Here is a 15,486-nt window from a genome sequence, read left to right on the forward strand (position 1 = left end):
CTCCCGGCCCTCCCTCTCGCGTGGGCTTCCGCCCTCTGTCCGTGCTGTCTATTCCGCGTTTGGAGCCACGGAGGGGGGGGAGGGGGGGGGCGGCCCCCCCCCCCCCCCCCCCCCCCCACCCCTTCTTTTCCGGTCGTTCCGGCCTCCGGCCGGGGCCGGGCCTACTCCTGCTTGAGGACGAAGGAGGTGCGGGCCACGGGCAGGCCCGGGAACTTGGCCTCCACCACGTAGGTGTCGGGGGCGGCGCTGCCCGCCGGCGGCGTCTGGCACTGGCCGGCTGCGCTGAACTTGCGGTCCCACTCCACGATCTGCTTCGCCTCGCCCTGCGCCGGTACCCGGTAGAAGGCGCTGCCGGGGCCGGAGGGGCAGTCGCCCGTGGACCAGACGGCCTTGCTGGTGCTCGCCTGGAGGATGGTCAGCACGGCCTGCTTCGGGCCGAGGTCGGCCTTGCAGGTCGATCCGGTGATGTTGCGGGCGATCAGTTCGAGGCGGGGCTTCTCGTTCGCCTCGTACTCGTTCTTGACGCTCTTGACCTCCCACTGGAGGGAGCTCGTCGAGCAGGTGGGCAGCTGCGAGTCCGCCGGGACGGCCGCCGCGCCGCCTGCACCGCCGGCACCGCCGCCGCCCGCTCCGGCACCGCCGCTGCCGGCGCCCGCCGCGGCCGAACCGGAGCCCCCGCCGCTGCCCGAACCGGAACCGGCGCCCGGGTCACCGTTCTTGCCCGCGCTGCCGCCCGACTCGGCGCGCCCGCCCGGCGCCTGACTGATCGCCGGACCGGTCCCGGACGGTCCCGGGGTGATCGAGGTGGCGGGGTCGGGTCCCTTCTGGCCCTTGCCGTTCGTACTCGACGTGCCCCCTGCGGAACTGACGGCCCATACGGCGAGGAGCGCGAGGAGCGCGACAACGGACGCCAGCACAGCCCTCCGTCGCCAGTAGATGGAGGAGGGGAGCGGCCCGACCGGATTGCGCATAGATCCCACGGACGGAACTTTACGAGAGTCCGGGGCCCGATCCGTGCCCCACATGCCGGGTATCCGGCAGGTTTTGCCGATGATCAGCCTGCGGGCGGACAGACGACCGAAACGAATCGGCCAGGGGCCGTGCGAGGCCATCTCCCCTGGTTGAGTACGGTCGGTGACCATGGACACCTCCGACCTCTACCGCGACATCACCGACTCTGCCCACTCCGCGCCCGGTTGGGTGCAGTCGGCCTTCGAGGTGTGGACCGAATACGGACTGCTTCTCTTCGGCGTCCTGTTCATATCCGTGTGGTGGCGTGCGCGCAGCCAGCGCAACCCGCGGGCGATGGCGCTCGCCGTGCTCGCCCCGCTCGCCACCGCCGTGGCGTACGTGGCCTCCGAGAGCGTGAAGCTGGTCGTGACGGAGGAACGTCCCTGCCGGGCCGTGGCCCGCGCCGCCACCTCGCTCGCGCAGTGCCCGGCCCCGGGCGACTGGTCCTTCCCGAGCAACCACTCCGCGATCGCGGGTGCCGCCGCCGTGGCGCTGGCCCTCGCGCTGCGCCGGCTGGTGCTGCTGACGGTGCCGATGGCCCTGCTGATGGCGTACTCGCGGGTGTTCGTCGGGGTGCACTACCCGCACGACGTGGCCGTGGGCGTGGTGGCCGGCGGCATCGTCGCCGCGGTCTTCGTCCTCGCGCTGACCGGTCCGATCAGCAGGATCGCCGCCGCCGTGCGGACGAGCGGCAACCCGGCGGCACTGTGGTTCACCGGTCCGGGCTCCGCGCGACGGCGGTGAAACGTGCCAGGATGCCGTATGTCATGACTGCATCCCGGACAACCTCCTCCCCCGCCGAGACCCCGGCCGCGGAGGCCTCCGAGGCCGCCGCCGTGGTCACCGAGGCCGCCTCCGTAGCCGCCGAGGCCGCCCCGGAGGCGGCCCACGCACTGCACTCCCCGGTCATCGCCTGGTTCGACGAGCACGCCCGCGACCTGCCCTGGCGCCGCCCCGAGGCCGGCCCCTGGGGGGTCATGGTCAGCGAGTTCATGCTCCAGCAGACCCCCGTCAGCCGGGTCCTGCCCGTGTACGAGCAGTGGCTGGCCCGCTGGCCCCGGCCCGCCGACCTGGCCGCCGAGGCCCCCGGCGAGGCCGTACGGGCCTGGGGCCGGCTCGGCTACCCGCGCCGCGCCCTGCGGCTGCACGGCGCTGCCGTGGCGATAGCGGAGCGGCACGGGGGCGACGTGCCCCGCGAGTACGCGCAGCTGCTGGCGCTGCCCGGGATCGGCGAGTACACCGCGGCCGCGGTGGCGTCCTTCGCGTACGGGCAGCGGCACGCCGTGCTCGACACCAACGTGCGCCGGGTCTTCGCCCGCACCACGACCGGCGTCGAGTACCCGCCGAACGCCACCACCGCCGCCGAGCGGCGCCTGGCCCGGGCCCTGCTGCCCGGGGACGAGGCCACCGCGGCCCGCTGGGCGGCTGCCTCCATGGAGCTCGGGGCGCTGGTGTGCACGGCCAGGAACCCGGACTGCGCCCGCTGCCCGGTGGCCGGGCTGTGCGCGTGGCGGCTCGCCGGGAAGCCGGCGCACGACGGGCCGCCGCGGCGCGGGCAGACGTACGCGGGGACGGACCGGCAGGTCCGCGGCAAGCTGCTGGCCGTGCTGCGGGAGGCGGTCGGGCCGGTTCCGCAGAGCGTGCTCGACACCGTGTGGAACGAGCCCGTGCAGCGGGCCCGCGCGCTGGACGGGCTGGTCTCCGACGGGCTGGTCGAGCCCCTTTCCGGGGGCATGTACCGGCTGCCGCAGCACCGTGCCGCAAACTGACTGAGTCATTCCGTTTGTTGCGGGGAAACCCCAGCTCACGGCCGTTGTTACACAACCTATGGGTGTCCGTGCGCCCACCGCAGGCTGGCCCGCACAGGCTCGTGACAACGCCTCCGTACCTTCGGATCCGTTGGACAGCGGACGAGCTGTGGCACGGAAACGGAGGCGGTCAGAGATGGCGCACGGCGAGGTACTCGGGTTCGAGGAGTACGTACGCACTCGGCAGGACGCGCTGCTGCGCAGTGCCCGGCGCCTCGTTCCGGACCCCACCGACGCCCAGGACCTCCTGCAGACCGCCCTGGTGCGCACCTACGGCCGCTGGGACGGCATCGCCGACAAGGCCCTGGCCGACGCCTACCTGCGCCGCGTCATGATCAACACCCGTACGGAGTGGTGGCGCGCCCGCAAGCTCGAAGAGGTCCCCACCGAGCAGCTCCCGGACGCCTCCGTCGAGGACGGCACCGAGCAGCGCGCCGACCGCGCCCTGCTGATGGACATCCTCAAGGTGCTCGCCCCCAAGCAGCGCAGCGTCGTCGTCCTGCGACACTGGGAGCAGATGAGCACCGAGGAGACGGCTGCCGCACTCGGCATGTCTACCGGTACGGTGAAGAGCACCCTGCACCGCGCACTGGCCCGCCTCCGGCAGGAGCTGGAGAGCCGGGACCTGGACATGCGCGCGCTGGAGCGCGGTGACCACCGCGGGGACCACACCATCCGGTACGAGGGGCGTGAGCGGTGCGCGGCCTGAATGGCCAAAGTCTGAGCGGCAGAGGGCCGCTGGTGTTGATGTCGGCGGGGACGGTCGTCCTCGTCGGCACTGTGCTGTTCGCGGCCGGTTGCTCCACGACCGGGACCGGGCTGCGCGACGGCGGTCCGGCCCGCACCGAGACGGTGGCCAAGAGCGGGGCGCCGTCCTCCCCGACCGGCCCCGCACCGGGCCAGACGGCCCCCTCGGGCAAGCCGACGCGGAAGATCGACCCGGTCGCGCTGCTGAAGGCGGACCCGCGGGTCAGTGCCGAGGTCAAGCGGGACCTCAAGCCGTGCACGGGCAAGGAGTACCCGGTCGACGTGAGCTACGGGAAGATCACCGGCGGTTCCGTCACCGACATCGTGATCAACGTGCTGTCCTGCGCGGATGCGCTGGGGCGGGGCTCCTACGTGTACCGGGCCGAGGGCGGGACGTACGAGAATGTGTTCTCGGACGAGCAGCCGCCCGTCTACTCGGAGATCGACCGGGGCGACCTGGTGGTCACCAAGCCCGTCTACGGGAAGAGCGACACGCTCGCCTATCCGTCGGGCGAGGACGTGATCACGTACCGGTGGAACGGCGAGAAGTTCACCGAGCAGGACCGCGTCCACACCGACTACAGCAACATCGACGGCGGGGGCCAGCCCGCGCCGGCGATCAGCCAGAAGAACTGACCCACCCGTACCGCCGGAACCACCTGCACCACCTGCACATCCCAGACCCGAAGAAGCGAAGGAACCGAGGCGAGGCTTGCGCATGGCCGAGACCCATGTCCTGTTCGTGGAGGACGACGACGTCATCCGCGAGGCCACCACCCTGGCGCTGGAACGCGACGGGTTCACGGTCACGGCCATGCCCGACGGCCTGTCCGGCCTGGAGTCCTTCCGGGCCGACCGGCCCGACATCGCCCTGCTCGACGTGATGGTGCCCGGCATGGACGGCGTGAGCCTGTGCCGCAGGATCCGCGACGAGTCCACCGTCCCGGTGATCATGCTGTCGGCGCGCGCCGACTCCATCGACGTGGTCCTGGGCCTGGAGGCGGGCGCCGACGACTACGTCACCAAGCCCTTCGACGGCGCCGTCCTGGTCGCCCGGATACGCGCCGTACTGCGCCGCTTCGGCCACGCCGGCGGCGCGAACGGCGCCGGTGCGGGCGGCGAGGGCGGGTCCGCCGAGCGCGGGCTCCTGGCCTTCGGCGACCTGGAGGTCGACACCGAGGGCATGGAGGTGCGCAAGGCCGGCTCCCCGGTGGCCCTGACGCCGACCGAGATGCGCCTGCTGCTGGAGTTCTCCTCCGCGCCGAACACCGTGCTCTCGCGCGACCGGCTGCTGGAGCGGGTCTGGGACTACGACTGGGGCGGTGACACCCGCGTCGTGGACGTCCACGTGCAGCGCCTGCGCACGAAGATCGGCCAGGACCGCATCGAAACGGTCCGCGGCTTCGGATACAAGCTCAAGGGATGAGACGCTTCACCTTCCGCACGGGGATCCGCTGGAAGATCGCCGCCGCCATCGCCGCCGTCGCCGCGCTCGTCGTGGTCGCGCTGAGCCTGGTGGTGCACAGCGGTGCCCGCACCTCGATGCTGGACAGCGCCCGCGAGGTGCAGCTCGACCGGGTGCAGTTCATCTCCCGCAACGTCGACGCCGGGCGCAAGCCTCCCATGGGCGCGAAGCTCAACGACCCCGACCTGCCCGCCGAACTGCGGGAGAAGGCCAAGTCGGGGCGGCGCGGCACCTACATCCAGGAGTCCCCCAAGGGGCCGGAGGTGTGGGCCGCGGTTCCGCAGGGGAACGGGAACGTGCTGTCGCTGCACACCACGTTCAAGGAGAGCGCCAAGCTGGTGCGCGACCTGGACCGGGCCCTGGTCGTCGGGTCGCTGACCGCCGTCGTCGCCGGCGCCGCCCTCGGCGTACTCATCGGCGGGCAGATTTCCCGCCGGCTGCGCAAAGCCGCGGCCGCCGCGCAGCGCGTGGCGCACGGGGATCCGGACGTACGGGTCCGGGACGCGGTCGGCGGTGTCGTGCGGGACGAGACCGACGACCTCGCGCGTGCCGTCGACGCCATGGCCGACGCGCTCCAGCAGCGGCTGGAGGCCGAGCGCCGGGTGACCGCGGACATCGCGCACGAACTGCGGACCCCGGTGACGGGCCTGCTCACGGCGGCGGAGCTGCTCCCCCCGGGGCGGCCGACGGAGCTGGTGCGCGACCGTGCGCAGGCGATGCGGGCGCTGGTCGAGGACGTGCTGGAGGTGGCGCGGCTGGACAGCGCGTCGGAGCGCGCCGAGCTCCAGGACGTGGCGCTGGGCGAGTTCGTGAACCGCCGGGTGGCGGCGCTGATGCCGGAGGCGTCGGTCCGGGTGGTCGCGGACGAGATCGTCAGCACCGACCCCCGGCGGCTGGAGCGGATCCTGGGCAACCTGCTGGCGAACGCCGCCCGCTACGGGCAGCCGCCGGTCCAGGTCGACATCGAGGGCCGGGTCGTCCGGGTCCGGGACCACGGGCCGGGCTTCCCCGAAGACCTGCTGCGGGAGGGCCCGAGCCGGTTCCGGACCGGGTCCACGGACCGCGCCGGGGTGGGCCACGGACTGGGGCTGACCATCGCCGAGGGCCAGGCGCGGGTGCTGGGCGCCCGGCTGACGTTCCGCAACGTGGCCGCGCCGGGCGGCGCGGACCGCGAGGGGGCGGCGGCGGGTGCGGTGGCCGTGCTGTGGCTGCCGGAGCACGCGCCGACGGCCACGGGCAGCTTCCCGATCATCCAGCTGCCGGGCTGAGGCCTCCGGCCGCCCGGTTGAGGCATCCGGCTGCCGGGCCGAGGCCTCCGGCCGCCCGGTTGAGGCGTCCGGGAACGGCCCCGAGGCTGGCAGGGGCATGCCGAGGAGGACCGGGTCGTTCGTCCGTACGGACCGGTGTTCTAGCATCCGTGGCATGACCGACGGTACGAATCCCCCGAGCACCCCGCAGCCCGAGCCCGCCCCGGGGAACGGCTACGGGTTCCCGCCGGTACCGCCGGCACCCGGCGGCTACGGCTACCCGGGCGGCCCGCAGGCCCCGGCCGGAGCACCTGCCCCGGGCGGCGGCTTCGGCCCGCCGCCCGCCGTACCCGGACCGCCGGCCCCCGGACAGCCCGGCGGCTACGGCTTCCCGCAGGCGGGGGCTCCGGGTGTTCCGGGCGCGCCGCCCGCGGGTCCGGGGGCTCCGAGCCCGTACCAGCCCGGCGGCGGCCCTGCCCCGTTCCAGCAGAACCCCGCCGTCCCGCCCGCGCAGTGGCCGCCGGCCGGGCTGCCCGTCCAGGACGCCCCCGGGCCCGGGCCGTTCGCGCCGCTCCAGTCCGAGCAGCCCGACTGGGAGGCGATGGCCGACCGCTCGGCGGCCGAGCGGCGCAAGAAGAGGCTGTGGATGATCGGCGGCGGGGTGACCGTACTGGCGCTGCTCGCCGGCGGTGGAACGTTCCTGCTCATGGGCGGGGACGACAACGGCAACACCAACGCGGGCGGCGACCCCTCGGCCAGCGCCTCCGCCTCGGCCTCGCCCTCCCCCAGCGGATCCAAGAGCAAGGAGCCGGTCGACAACACGCCGACCGTCAAGGACGACCCCACCCAGCTCCGCGACCGCGCCGGCAAGGCGCCGCTGAAGATGGGCGCCGACGCCGGGGTCTTCCCCATCGACAAGCGGTTCGAGATGCGCACCAAGGGCAACGAGAACTCGTTCGCCGAGTCCGAGAAGCGGATCGTGGACACGTCCAAGAGCTTCACCGTCTCGGCCCGGGTGTGGAGCCGCTCGGCGAAGGGCCGGCAGATGGCCGTCAGCCAGGGCAACGAGAAGTCGTTCTCGTTCGAGCTGGGCCTGGACCAGGTGAACGGCAAGCCGGCCTGGGTCTTCCGCGTGCAGACCGGCGACCAGGGCGCCGAGTCCACCACCGTCACCGTCAGCGGCGAGAGCGCCAAGATGGAGAAGACCTTCGCCCAGCTGACCGCGACGTACGACGCCGAGCGCAAGCAGATCGCCCTGTACGTCAACGGGAAGAAGGCCGGGGAGAGCGCCGTGTCCGGCGTCTTCCAGGCCCAGGGCCCGCTCCAGCTGGCCCGCTCCCGCCACGAGGACAAGTGGACCGCCGCGTGGAGCGGAGCCATGGACAGCATCCAGACCTACGACGCGCTGCTGTCGCCGGCCCAGATCGACACCCTCAAGGCCGGCCGGGTCGACGCGAAGACCAAGCCGACGGGGGCGTGGCTGCTGTTCTGACATACGGAAACCGGCCCGCCGAGCGGGCCGGTTTCTTTCACCTGTCCGGGTGCGTCAGAGGGTGACGCCGGCGGCGCGCAGGAAGGCGACCGGGTTCACGGACGAGCCGTAGTTCGGGGTGGTCCGGATCTCGAAGTGCAGGTGCGGGCCGGTGGAGTTGCCGGTGTTGCCGGACAGCGCGATCTGGCCGCCCTTGGTGACCTTCTGGCCGACCTTGACCTGGATCTTGGACAGGTGCGCGTACTGGGAGTACGTGCTGTTGCCGTGCTTGATCACGACGGCGTTGCCGTACGCCGGGCCGTCGCCGCCGCCGTTGGGGCCGGCCTTGACGACGACGCCGCCGCTGACGGCCTTGACCGGGGTGCCGACGGGGACGGCGAAGTCCTGGCCGGAGTGCTTGGCGGACCAGAGGTTGCCGCCCTTGCCGTAGGTCGCGGAGAGCGTGTAGGTGGCGAGCGGCTTCTGCCAGGCGCCGGCCTTGGTGGCGGCGGCCGAGGTGGAGGACTGCGCGGAAGACTGCGCGGCGGGCAGGGCGGCGGGGGTCTGGGCGAAGGCGGCAGTGGCGCCGGCCCCGAGGGCCAGGGTCGCACCGAGAGCGGTGGCACCGATGGCGAGGCGGGTACGACGGGTGCTGATGCGCTTCGCGGACATGTAGGAGACCTCCGGGGCCGGGAACAGGGGCAGTCAGGCAAGTTGCGACCCGGCACCGCGAGCGGCGGGCTGCCGGGCTTGCCCAACCTTGGTAACCCGTGTCCCGCGATATCCCCAAACCTCCCGCTTACTACCGCGGCTCGTAGGGAAGGGGGGTGTGGCGCACCCGCTTGACCGGTCCACCCTGCGCAAACGTGGGTCGAATATGAGGACAAATCGGATATCGGATCTACGAAAGGTGCTAGGAGGTCCGATTTGCCCTGTGCGGCTTGTCACCGCTCCAGGACCTCTGCCGCCCCTTTCCGGGACCGAAGTCCTGCAACCCGCAGACCCCGCGGTCCTCCACCGGAACCCGGCGGCCGGCCGCCCGCGTCCACCCGGCCGCCCCCGCCGCCCTCGTCCCCCGCCGCACCCACCGCCGTACGGCCCGCTGTACGCGCCTGCCGGCCGCCCAGAGGTGCGGGTGCCGCGGGAATCCCGCCCCTCGTGCCGCAAGGAGCCTTACACGCACGAGGGGCGGCCCCGGAACCGTGTGGTTCCGGGGCCGCCCCTGTTGCCCGTGACGGCTGCCCGCGGTGCGGGCGGGCCGTCAGCCCTTGCTCAGGTCCGGGCCCGAGCCCGTGGCCTCGATCGGCGGGAGGTCCGGCAGCGCCGACTTCTCCTCGCCGCGGAAGGTGAACTTGGCGGTCTCGCCCTCACCCTCCGTGCCGACGACCACGATGTGACCGGGGCGCAGCTCGCCGAAGAGGATCTTCTCCGACAGGATGTCCTCGATCTCGCGCTGGATCGTGCGGCGCAGCGGACGCGCACCCAGGATCGGGTCGTAGCCGCGCTTGGCCAGCAGGAGCTTGGCCTCGCCGCTGAGCTCGATGCCCATGTCGCGGTCCTTGAGGCGCTCGTCCACCTTGGCGATCATCAGGTCGACGATCTGGATGATGTCTTCCTGCGACAGCTGGTGGAAGACCACCGTGTCGTCGACACGGTTCAGGAACTCGGGGCGGAAGTGCTGCTTCAGCTCCTCGTTGACCTTGGCCTTCATGCGCTCGTAGCCGGTCTTGACGTCGCCCTGGGCGGCGAAGCCCAGGTTGAAGCCCTTCGAGATGTCCCGGGTGCCCAGGTTGGTCGTCATGATGATGACCGTGTTCTTGAAGTCCACGACCCGGCCCTGGGAGTCGGTCAGTCGACCGTCCTCCAGGATCTGGAGAAGGGAATTGAAGATATCCGGGTGGGCCTTCTCGACCTCGTCGAAGAGGACGACGGAGAACGGCTTGCGGCGCACCTTCTCGGTGAGCTGGCCGCCCTCTTCGTAGCCCACGTAGCCGGGGGGCGAACCGAAGAGGCGGGAAACCGTGTGCTTCTCGCTGAACTCCGACATGTCGAGGGAGATCAGCGCGTCCTCGTCGCCGAAGAGGAATTCGGCGAGCGTCTTGGAGAGCTCGGTCTTACCGACACCGGACGGGCCGGCGAAGATGAACGAGCCACCCGGGCGCTTCGGGTCCTTCAGACCCGCACGGGTACGGCGGATCGCCTGGGAGAGCGCCTTGATGGCGTCCTTCTGGCCGATGACCCGCTTGTGGAGCTCGTCCTCCATGCGGAGCAGACGCGAGGACTCCTCCTCGGTGAGCTTGAAGACGGGAATGCCGGTCGCGGTCGCGAGGACCTCGGCGATGAGCTCGCCGTCGACCTCGGCGACGACGTCCATGTCGCCGGCCTTCCATTCCTTCTCGCGCTTGGCCTTCGCGGCGAGGAGCTGCTTCTCCTTGTCGCGGAGGGAGGCCGCCTTCTCGAAGTCCTGGGAGTCGATCGCCGACTCCTTGTCCCGGCGCACCGCCGCGATCTTCTCGTCGAACTCCCGGAGGTCCGGCGGCGCGGTCATCCGGCGGATGCGCATCCGGGAGCCGGCCTCGTCGATCAGGTCGATCGCCTTGTCCGGCAGGAAGCGGTCCGAGATGTACCGGTCGGCCAGGGTGGCCGCCTGGACGAGGGCCTCGTCCGTGATGGAGACGCGGTGGTGGGCCTCGTAGCGGTCGCGCAGACCCTTGAGGATCTCGATCGTGTGCGGCAGCGAGGGCTCGGCGACCTGGATGGGCTGGAAGCGGCGCTCCAGGGCCGCGTCCTTCTCCAGGTGCTTGCGGTACTCGTCGAGCGTGGTGGCACCGATGGTCTGGAGCTCACCGCGGGCCAGCATGGGCTTCAGGATCGAGGCCGCGTCGATGGCGCCCTCCGCGGCACCCGCACCGACCAGCGTGTGGAGCTCGTCGATGAACAGGATGATGTCGCCGCGGGTGCGGATCTCCTTGAGGACCTTCTTCAGGCGCTCCTCGAAGTCACCGCGGTAGCGGGAGCCGGCGACGAGCGCGCCCAGGTCGAGGGTGTAGAGGTGCTTGTCCTTGAGGGTCTCGGGCACCTCGCCCTTGACGATGGCCTGGGCCAGGCCCTCGACGACGGCGGTCTTGCCGACGCCGGGCTCGCCGATGAGGACCGGGTTGTTCTTGGTACGGCGGGACAGCACCTGCATGACCCGCTCGATCTCCTTCTCGCGCCCGATGACCGGGTCGAGCTTGGATTCGCGGGCCGCCTGGGTGAGGTTGCGGCCGAACTGGTCCAGGACGAGCGAGGTCGAGGGGGTGCCCTCGGCCGGGCCGCCTGCCGTGGCCGACTCCTTGCCTCCGCCGGAGTAGCCGGAGAGCAGCTGGATGACCTGCTGCCGGACCCTGTTGAGATCGGCGCCCAGCTTGACCAGGACCTGGGCGGCGACGCCCTCGCCCTCGCGGATCAGGCCCAGCAGGATGTGCTCGGTGCCGATGTAGTTGTGGCCGAGCTGGAGGGCCTCTCGGAGCGAGAGCTCCAGGACCTTCTTCGCCCGCGGGGTGAAGGGGATGTGGCCGGACGGGGCCTGCTGGCCCTGACCGATGATCTCCTCAACCTGCTGGCGAACAGCCTCGAGCGAAATCCCGAGGCTCTCCAGGGCCTTAGCGGCGACACCCTCACCCTCGTGGATCAAGCCCAGGAGGATGTGCTCGGTGCCGATGTAGTTGTGGTTGAGCATCCGGGCTTCTTCCTGAGCCAGGACGACAACCCGCCGCGCGCGGTCGGTGAACCTCTCGAACATCGTTTATCGCTCCTCAGAGCGGTCGGGCAGTTCGGGGTCGGTCCCCGCCCTGTCCTTCCGCATGCTAGTCCCGCGGGGCGGGACAGCTCATTCCAACTGCCGACATCCGTCCGCGGCTCACCCCCACGTCAGTGGGGAAAACCGGCTTCAACAGCCGACAACTGCTCCAACCCGATGGTGCGAGACGATGTTCCCGCAGGCCAGGCAGATACCCGTCACACGTGTACGCCGATGGCGAACGGAAGCCGCTCAAATCAGCGTGTCGCCCCGATCCACTAGGAATGTCTTACCCGTAAGCACCGACAGTCCATGCCCTCGGCACCGGGTCACTCCGCTACGGGCGAACACGATTCGGTCCCGAATGTGGGACTCCACCCCCTGGAGCTTTACGTTCCGCATTGGTCGGAGTGCACAGCGTAACTCGCGAAGCCGTTCGGAGTTGCTCCTGTCATGGCCTTCACCGTTCCGCCGCCCCGCACCGCTCCGGAGGACGGCTGCGCGTCCTGGTACGAGGGGGTGCTCGGCTGGACCGTCACCGGCGGGCCGCCCGTCCAGCTGGTCACCGGGACCCGGTTCGACGTGCTGGAGCTGCCGTCCGATGCGGGGGCGGAGCTGCTGCGCCGGCCGGTGGCCACCGGCCCGGTCGCCCTCATGGGGCGCAGGATGCGGTTCCTGGTCGCGGCGGGGGCCGCCGAGGAGCTGCCGGGGCTGCTCGACTGGCTGGAGTGGGGCGGGGTCGCGCTCGATCTCACCGCCCTGGGCGCCGGCGGCCGGATCACGGCTCCGGTTCCCCCGGGACGGGCCGCGGGGGGAAGTCCCCGGGGGGCCGCCGTGTGGCTGCGACCCCCCGAGCGGGGATGTGAGGCGCTGCTGCCGGCCCTGCCCGGTCCTGGGCAGGGCGGCGTCGGCCTCCGGCAGGGAGCTGCCGGGCCCGATCTCGTACGCCTGGTCGCCGCGGCGGCGACGGAGTGCCACCGGGCGCGGCTGAGGCGGCGTACGCCGGTACGGGGTCAGCCCTTGGCGTTCTCGTAGGCCTCGCGGATTTCCGCCGGGACCCGACCGCGGTCGTTGACGTTCATCCCCTGGGCCTTGGCCCAGGCGCGGATCTCGGCGGTGTCCGGGTTGCCGGAGCTCACTGCGGCCCGGCCCTTGGCGCGGCCCGCGGCGGCACGGCCGCCGGTGCGGCGGCCGCCCTTGGTGTACGGCTCGAGCAGACCACGGAGCTTTTCCGCGTTGGCGGTGGTGAGGTCGATCTCGTAGGTCTTGCCATCCAGAGCGAACGTCACGGTCTCGTCCGCCTCGCCACCGTCGAGGTCGTCGACAAGAAGGACCTGAACCTTCTGTGCCACCGGATTTCCTTTCATCGAAAAGCAGTACGCGGAAAGGAAACCGCTTTTGCCTGGAAAACACAAACCCCCCGGGAGAGGTTCAGGACCGCAGCGAGGAGGGAAACGTGCGCGATTCGGACATAGGCCACAGGTGCGCGGAGCCCGGGAAAAGCCGCCGTGATCGTTCAGAGGTGCAGAAGCATCCGGCTGTTGCCCAAGGTGTTCGGCTTCACTCGTTCGAGACCGAGGAACTCGGCGACACCCTCGTCATAGGAACGCAGGAGCTCCACGTACACATCGGTCTCGACCGGCGTCTCCCCGATCTCGACGAAGCCGTGCTTCGCGAAGAAGTCCACTTCGAAGGTGAGGCAGAAAACCCGGGCGACCCCCAGCGCGCGGGCGGTCTCCAACAACTGCGCGAGCAGCTGATGGCCGACTCCAGCCCCCTTCAACTCGCGGTCGACGGCGAGAGTGCGCACTTCGGCGAGGTCCTCCCACATCACGTGGAGTGCGCCGCAGCCCACCACCCGGCCGTCGGAGAGGCGTTCCGCGACCCAGAACTCCTGGATGTCCTCGTAAAGGGTGACCGGGGCTTTGTCGAGGAGGATCCGCTGCTGCACGTACTGGTCGAGCAGGCGGCGCAGTGCGCGAACATCACCGGTACGGGCACGGCGGATGGTCACGGTTTTTGCTCGGGCAGCGGAAATCTCGGCCATGACCGGACGCTATCGCCCCGGGCCGGGGCGGTCTCCGGCGGAGTCCCCTTCGGCGTCGGAGGCGGGCCCGGCAGCGGCCTCGGGGGCGGGCTGGGCGGCCTCGGGGGCCTGCTCCGGAGCGGGGCCGGGCACCGGGTCGGCGGCCGACTCCTCGTCGTGCTGGACGATCCGGATGGCGTCGCGGAGTGCTTCGCGCTGTTCGGGGGACATCATGCCGAAGAAGGCCACCAGGGCGGCCGCGGGGCTGTCGCTCGTGGACCAGGCTTCGTTCATCAGTGCGGCCGAGTAGGCGGCGCGGGTGGAGACCGCCGTATATCGATAGGCGCGGCCTTCGGCTTCCCGGCGGACCCAGCCCTTCTGATGGAGATTGTCCAAAACGGTCATCACCGTGGTGTACGCGATGGACCGTTCCTGCTGAAGGTCTTCCAGGACTTCACGTACGGTGACCGGGCGGTTCCACTGCCACACCCGCGTCATGACCGCGTCTTCGAGTTCTCCCAGGGGGCGAGGCACACCAGCACGATAGTGCGGATTGTTCGGAATTGCCCGGCTATTCACGGCGACACCGGACAACAAAAACCGGGCGTACGGCCCGGAGGCCGTTACGCCCGGAACACCCGCCCGCTACGGGCGGTGCTGCGCCTGCTGCGCAGCTTCGGCGCGGGAGAGCGCGGCGTCGACGGCCGCATCCTCCTTGGCCTTGTTGGCACCGCCCTGGCTCTTCACGATCGTCACGACGAGGGCGATGAAGAACGCGGCCATCACGAACGGGGGAACGAGCGCGGAAACGTAGTCCATGGCCCCAGCGTAGCTACCCGGCCGCCAGCCCGGCCGCCGGGGGCGGGGTGGGCTTGCGGCGCGGCGGGAACACCTCGCCGGGGGTCGGGACGGGCCGCTCGGGGCGCGGCGGGGTCTCGGGGGACGGCCGCGCCGGCCGGGGCTGCTGGGGCCGGGGCGGCTCCTCGCTGCCGTCCCGGTCGCCGCCTCGGAGTCCGCCCGCGTCCGCGGCGTCCCTGCCACTGCCCTCCCTGCCGCCGGCGTTCCTGCCGTCAGCGTCCCTGCCGTCGGCGACCCTGCCGTCAGCATCCCTGCCGCCGGCGTCCCTGCCGCCGGCGAGGGCCAGCAGCCGGGTCCGGGGCGGCGGGGCGGCGGGCAGCCGCCGGCGCAGCGCGCGCCCGGCGACGGCCTGGGCGCGCTCCAGCAGCGCCGCGGCGACCGGGTTGGCGCGCAGCGCGCGCAGGGCGGCCAGGTCGTCCGGCGCGGGCTCGTAGCCGGCGGCCAGGGCGTCCTGGAGCAGCTTCAGGTAGCCGGAGAGGCTGCCGGGCAGGGCGCTGCGGTAGCGCGCGAGGTCGGCGAGGAGGAACGCTCTGAGCCGGCCCGCCTCCTGGACCGCTTCGTCCACCGCCTGCGCGAGGCGCAGGCAGTCCTGTACCTCGGGTGTCGTCAGGGGGGCCGTGGAGGGCTGGAGGGCATGGGCGAGGGTGCGCCTGAGCACGCGCAGCTCGGCGGCGCTGAACGCCATGCCGCCGCGGGATCCGTAGGGCGTGGGCATGCGCCGAAGATACGCGCTAATCGGACAAAAACTCCTGATCGCCGTGATTCCGGCGCGGCGGGAGCGGCCGCGGGCCGGCGGCGGGTCAGCCGTGCTCCTTCACGGCGCGCAGGAAGTCGGCCCAGGCGGACTGCGTGGTGGCCAGGACGAGGTGCGCCGGGTCGGCGCGGTCGGCCACGCGGACGAGGTGCCCGGGGGTGGCGAGCACGTAGACGCAGGCCTCTCCCTCTCCGCAGTACGAGGACTTCCGCCACTCGGGGTCAGCGGTCATGGTGTCTCTCCCTCCGATGGACGGGCTGGTGCTTCCCGTGGGGGGACGGTAACCCCGTGGGAGCCCCGAGTCGGCCACTTCGGCCG

16 protein-coding genes and 1 pseudogene are annotated in these 15,486 nt (G+C 71.7%); 8 read left to right on the top strand and 9 right to left on the bottom strand.

All coding sequences use genetic code 11. The features are described 5' to 3' along the window. Positions 1-161 precede the first annotated feature (161 nt). Positions 162-917, bottom strand: coding sequence for a hypothetical protein (locus AC068A_RS31415; protein WP_478589668.1), 756 nt, complete (start codon positions 915-917; stop codon positions 162-164). Between the two features lie 223 nt (positions 918-1,140). On the opposite strand from AC068A_RS31415, the gene AC068A_RS31420 reads away from it, so the two are divergent. From AC068A_RS31420 to AC068A_RS31450, 7 genes are all read left to right on the top strand, one after another. Further along, the gene (locus AC068A_RS31420; protein WP_478589669.1) at positions 1,141-1,755 is read left to right on the top strand and encodes a phosphatase PAP2 family protein; all 615 of its coding nucleotides are present in this window, start codon (positions 1,141-1,143) and stop codon (positions 1,753-1,755) included. 23 nt (positions 1,756-1,778) lie between these two features. Next, positions 1,779-2,780, top strand: a complete 1,002-nt coding sequence (locus AC068A_RS31425; RefSeq protein ID WP_478589670.1) for an HhH-GPD family protein — start codon at positions 1,779-1,781, stop codon at positions 2,778-2,780. Positions 2,781-2,955: 175 nt separating this feature from the next. Continuing rightward, positions 2,956-3,528, top strand: coding sequence for a SigE family RNA polymerase sigma factor (locus tag AC068A_RS31430; RefSeq protein WP_361096683.1), 573 nt, complete (start codon positions 2,956-2,958; stop codon positions 3,526-3,528). A gap of 38 nt (positions 3,529-3,566) precedes the next feature. Then, the gene (locus AC068A_RS31435) at positions 3,567-4,202 is read left to right on the top strand and encodes a hypothetical protein (protein WP_478589671.1); all 636 of its coding nucleotides are present in this window, start codon (positions 3,567-3,569) and stop codon (positions 4,200-4,202) included. Positions 4,203-4,284: 82 nt separating this feature from the next. Continuing rightward, positions 4,285-4,992: a two-component system response regulator CseB gene (gene cseB, locus AC068A_RS31440; RefSeq protein ID WP_478589672.1), complete on the top strand. Its 708-nt coding sequence runs from the start codon at positions 4,285-4,287 to the stop codon at positions 4,990-4,992. Then, a complete protein-coding gene (gene cseC / locus AC068A_RS31445) occupies positions 4,989-6,299 on the top strand; it encodes a two-component system sensor histidine kinase CseC (RefSeq protein ID WP_478589673.1) in 1,311 nt (436 codons plus the stop codon). Before cseB ends, cseC begins: the two co-directional genes overlap by 4 nt. Before the next feature lie 154 nt (positions 6,300-6,453). Next, positions 6,454-7,770 (top strand): LamG domain-containing protein, encoded by a 1,317-nt coding sequence (locus AC068A_RS31450; protein ID WP_478589674.1) that lies wholly within the window; start codon positions 6,454-6,456, stop codon positions 7,768-7,770. Positions 7,771-7,824: 54 nt separating this feature from the next. On the opposite strand, the gene AC068A_RS31455 is transcribed toward AC068A_RS31450, so the two are convergent. Both AC068A_RS31455 and AC068A_RS31460 read right to left on the bottom strand, forming a co-directional pair. After that, a complete protein-coding gene (locus AC068A_RS31455) occupies positions 7,825-8,421 on the bottom strand; it encodes a M23 family metallopeptidase (protein ID WP_478589675.1) in 597 nt (198 codons plus the stop codon). Between the two features lie 589 nt (positions 8,422-9,010). Next, the gene (locus AC068A_RS31460; protein WP_478589676.1) at positions 9,011-11,533 is read right to left on the bottom strand and encodes an ATP-dependent Clp protease ATP-binding subunit; all 2,523 of its coding nucleotides are present in this window, start codon (positions 11,531-11,533) and stop codon (positions 9,011-9,013) included. A gap of 450 nt (positions 11,534-11,983) precedes the next feature. On the opposite strand from AC068A_RS31460, the gene AC068A_RS31465 reads away from it, so the two are divergent. Continuing rightward, positions 11,984-12,565, top strand: a complete 582-nt coding sequence (locus AC068A_RS31465; protein ID WP_478589677.1) for an SCO3374 family protein — start codon at positions 11,984-11,986, stop codon at positions 12,563-12,565. Here AC068A_RS31465 and AC068A_RS31470 read toward each other — a convergent pair. The 6 genes and pseudogenes from AC068A_RS31470 to AC068A_RS31495 all read right to left on the bottom strand — a co-directional run bounded on the left by AC068A_RS31470 (position 12,544) and on the right by AC068A_RS31495 (position 15,400). Beyond that, positions 12,544-12,882 carry a histone-like nucleoid-structuring protein Lsr2 gene (locus tag AC068A_RS31470; protein ID WP_478589678.1) on the bottom strand — a complete coding sequence of 113 codons (339 nt, stop codon included), beginning with the start codon at positions 12,880-12,882 and terminating at the stop codon, positions 12,544-12,546. The genes AC068A_RS31465 and AC068A_RS31470 overlap by 22 nt on opposite strands. 164 nt (positions 12,883-13,046) lie before the next feature. Beyond that, on the bottom strand, positions 13,047-13,577 hold the full coding sequence (locus tag AC068A_RS31475; RefSeq protein WP_478589679.1) for an amino-acid N-acetyltransferase: 531 nt from the start codon (positions 13,575-13,577) through the stop codon (positions 13,047-13,049). 9 nt (positions 13,578-13,586) lie between these two features. After that, entirely contained in the window at positions 13,587-14,090 is a 504-nt protein-coding gene (locus AC068A_RS31480) for a BlaI/MecI/CopY family transcriptional regulator (protein ID WP_478589680.1), read from the bottom strand. A gap of 111 nt (positions 14,091-14,201) precedes the next feature. Next, on the bottom strand, positions 14,202-14,375 hold the full coding sequence (locus AC068A_RS31485) for a hypothetical protein (protein ID WP_478589681.1): 174 nt from the start codon (positions 14,373-14,375) through the stop codon (positions 14,202-14,204). Between the two features lie 298 nt (positions 14,376-14,673). After that, positions 14,674-15,099: pseudogene (locus tag AC068A_RS31490) on the bottom strand (hypothetical protein); the annotation flags it as partial. Between the two features lie 115 nt (positions 15,100-15,214). After that, on the bottom strand, positions 15,215-15,400 hold the full coding sequence (locus AC068A_RS31495; RefSeq protein ID WP_478589682.1) for a DUF397 domain-containing protein: 186 nt from the start codon (positions 15,398-15,400) through the stop codon (positions 15,215-15,217). Between the last annotated feature and the right edge of the window lie 86 nt (positions 15,401-15,486).

The sequence above is a fragment of the Streptomyces sp. NPDC043854 genome, assembly GCF_056436005.1.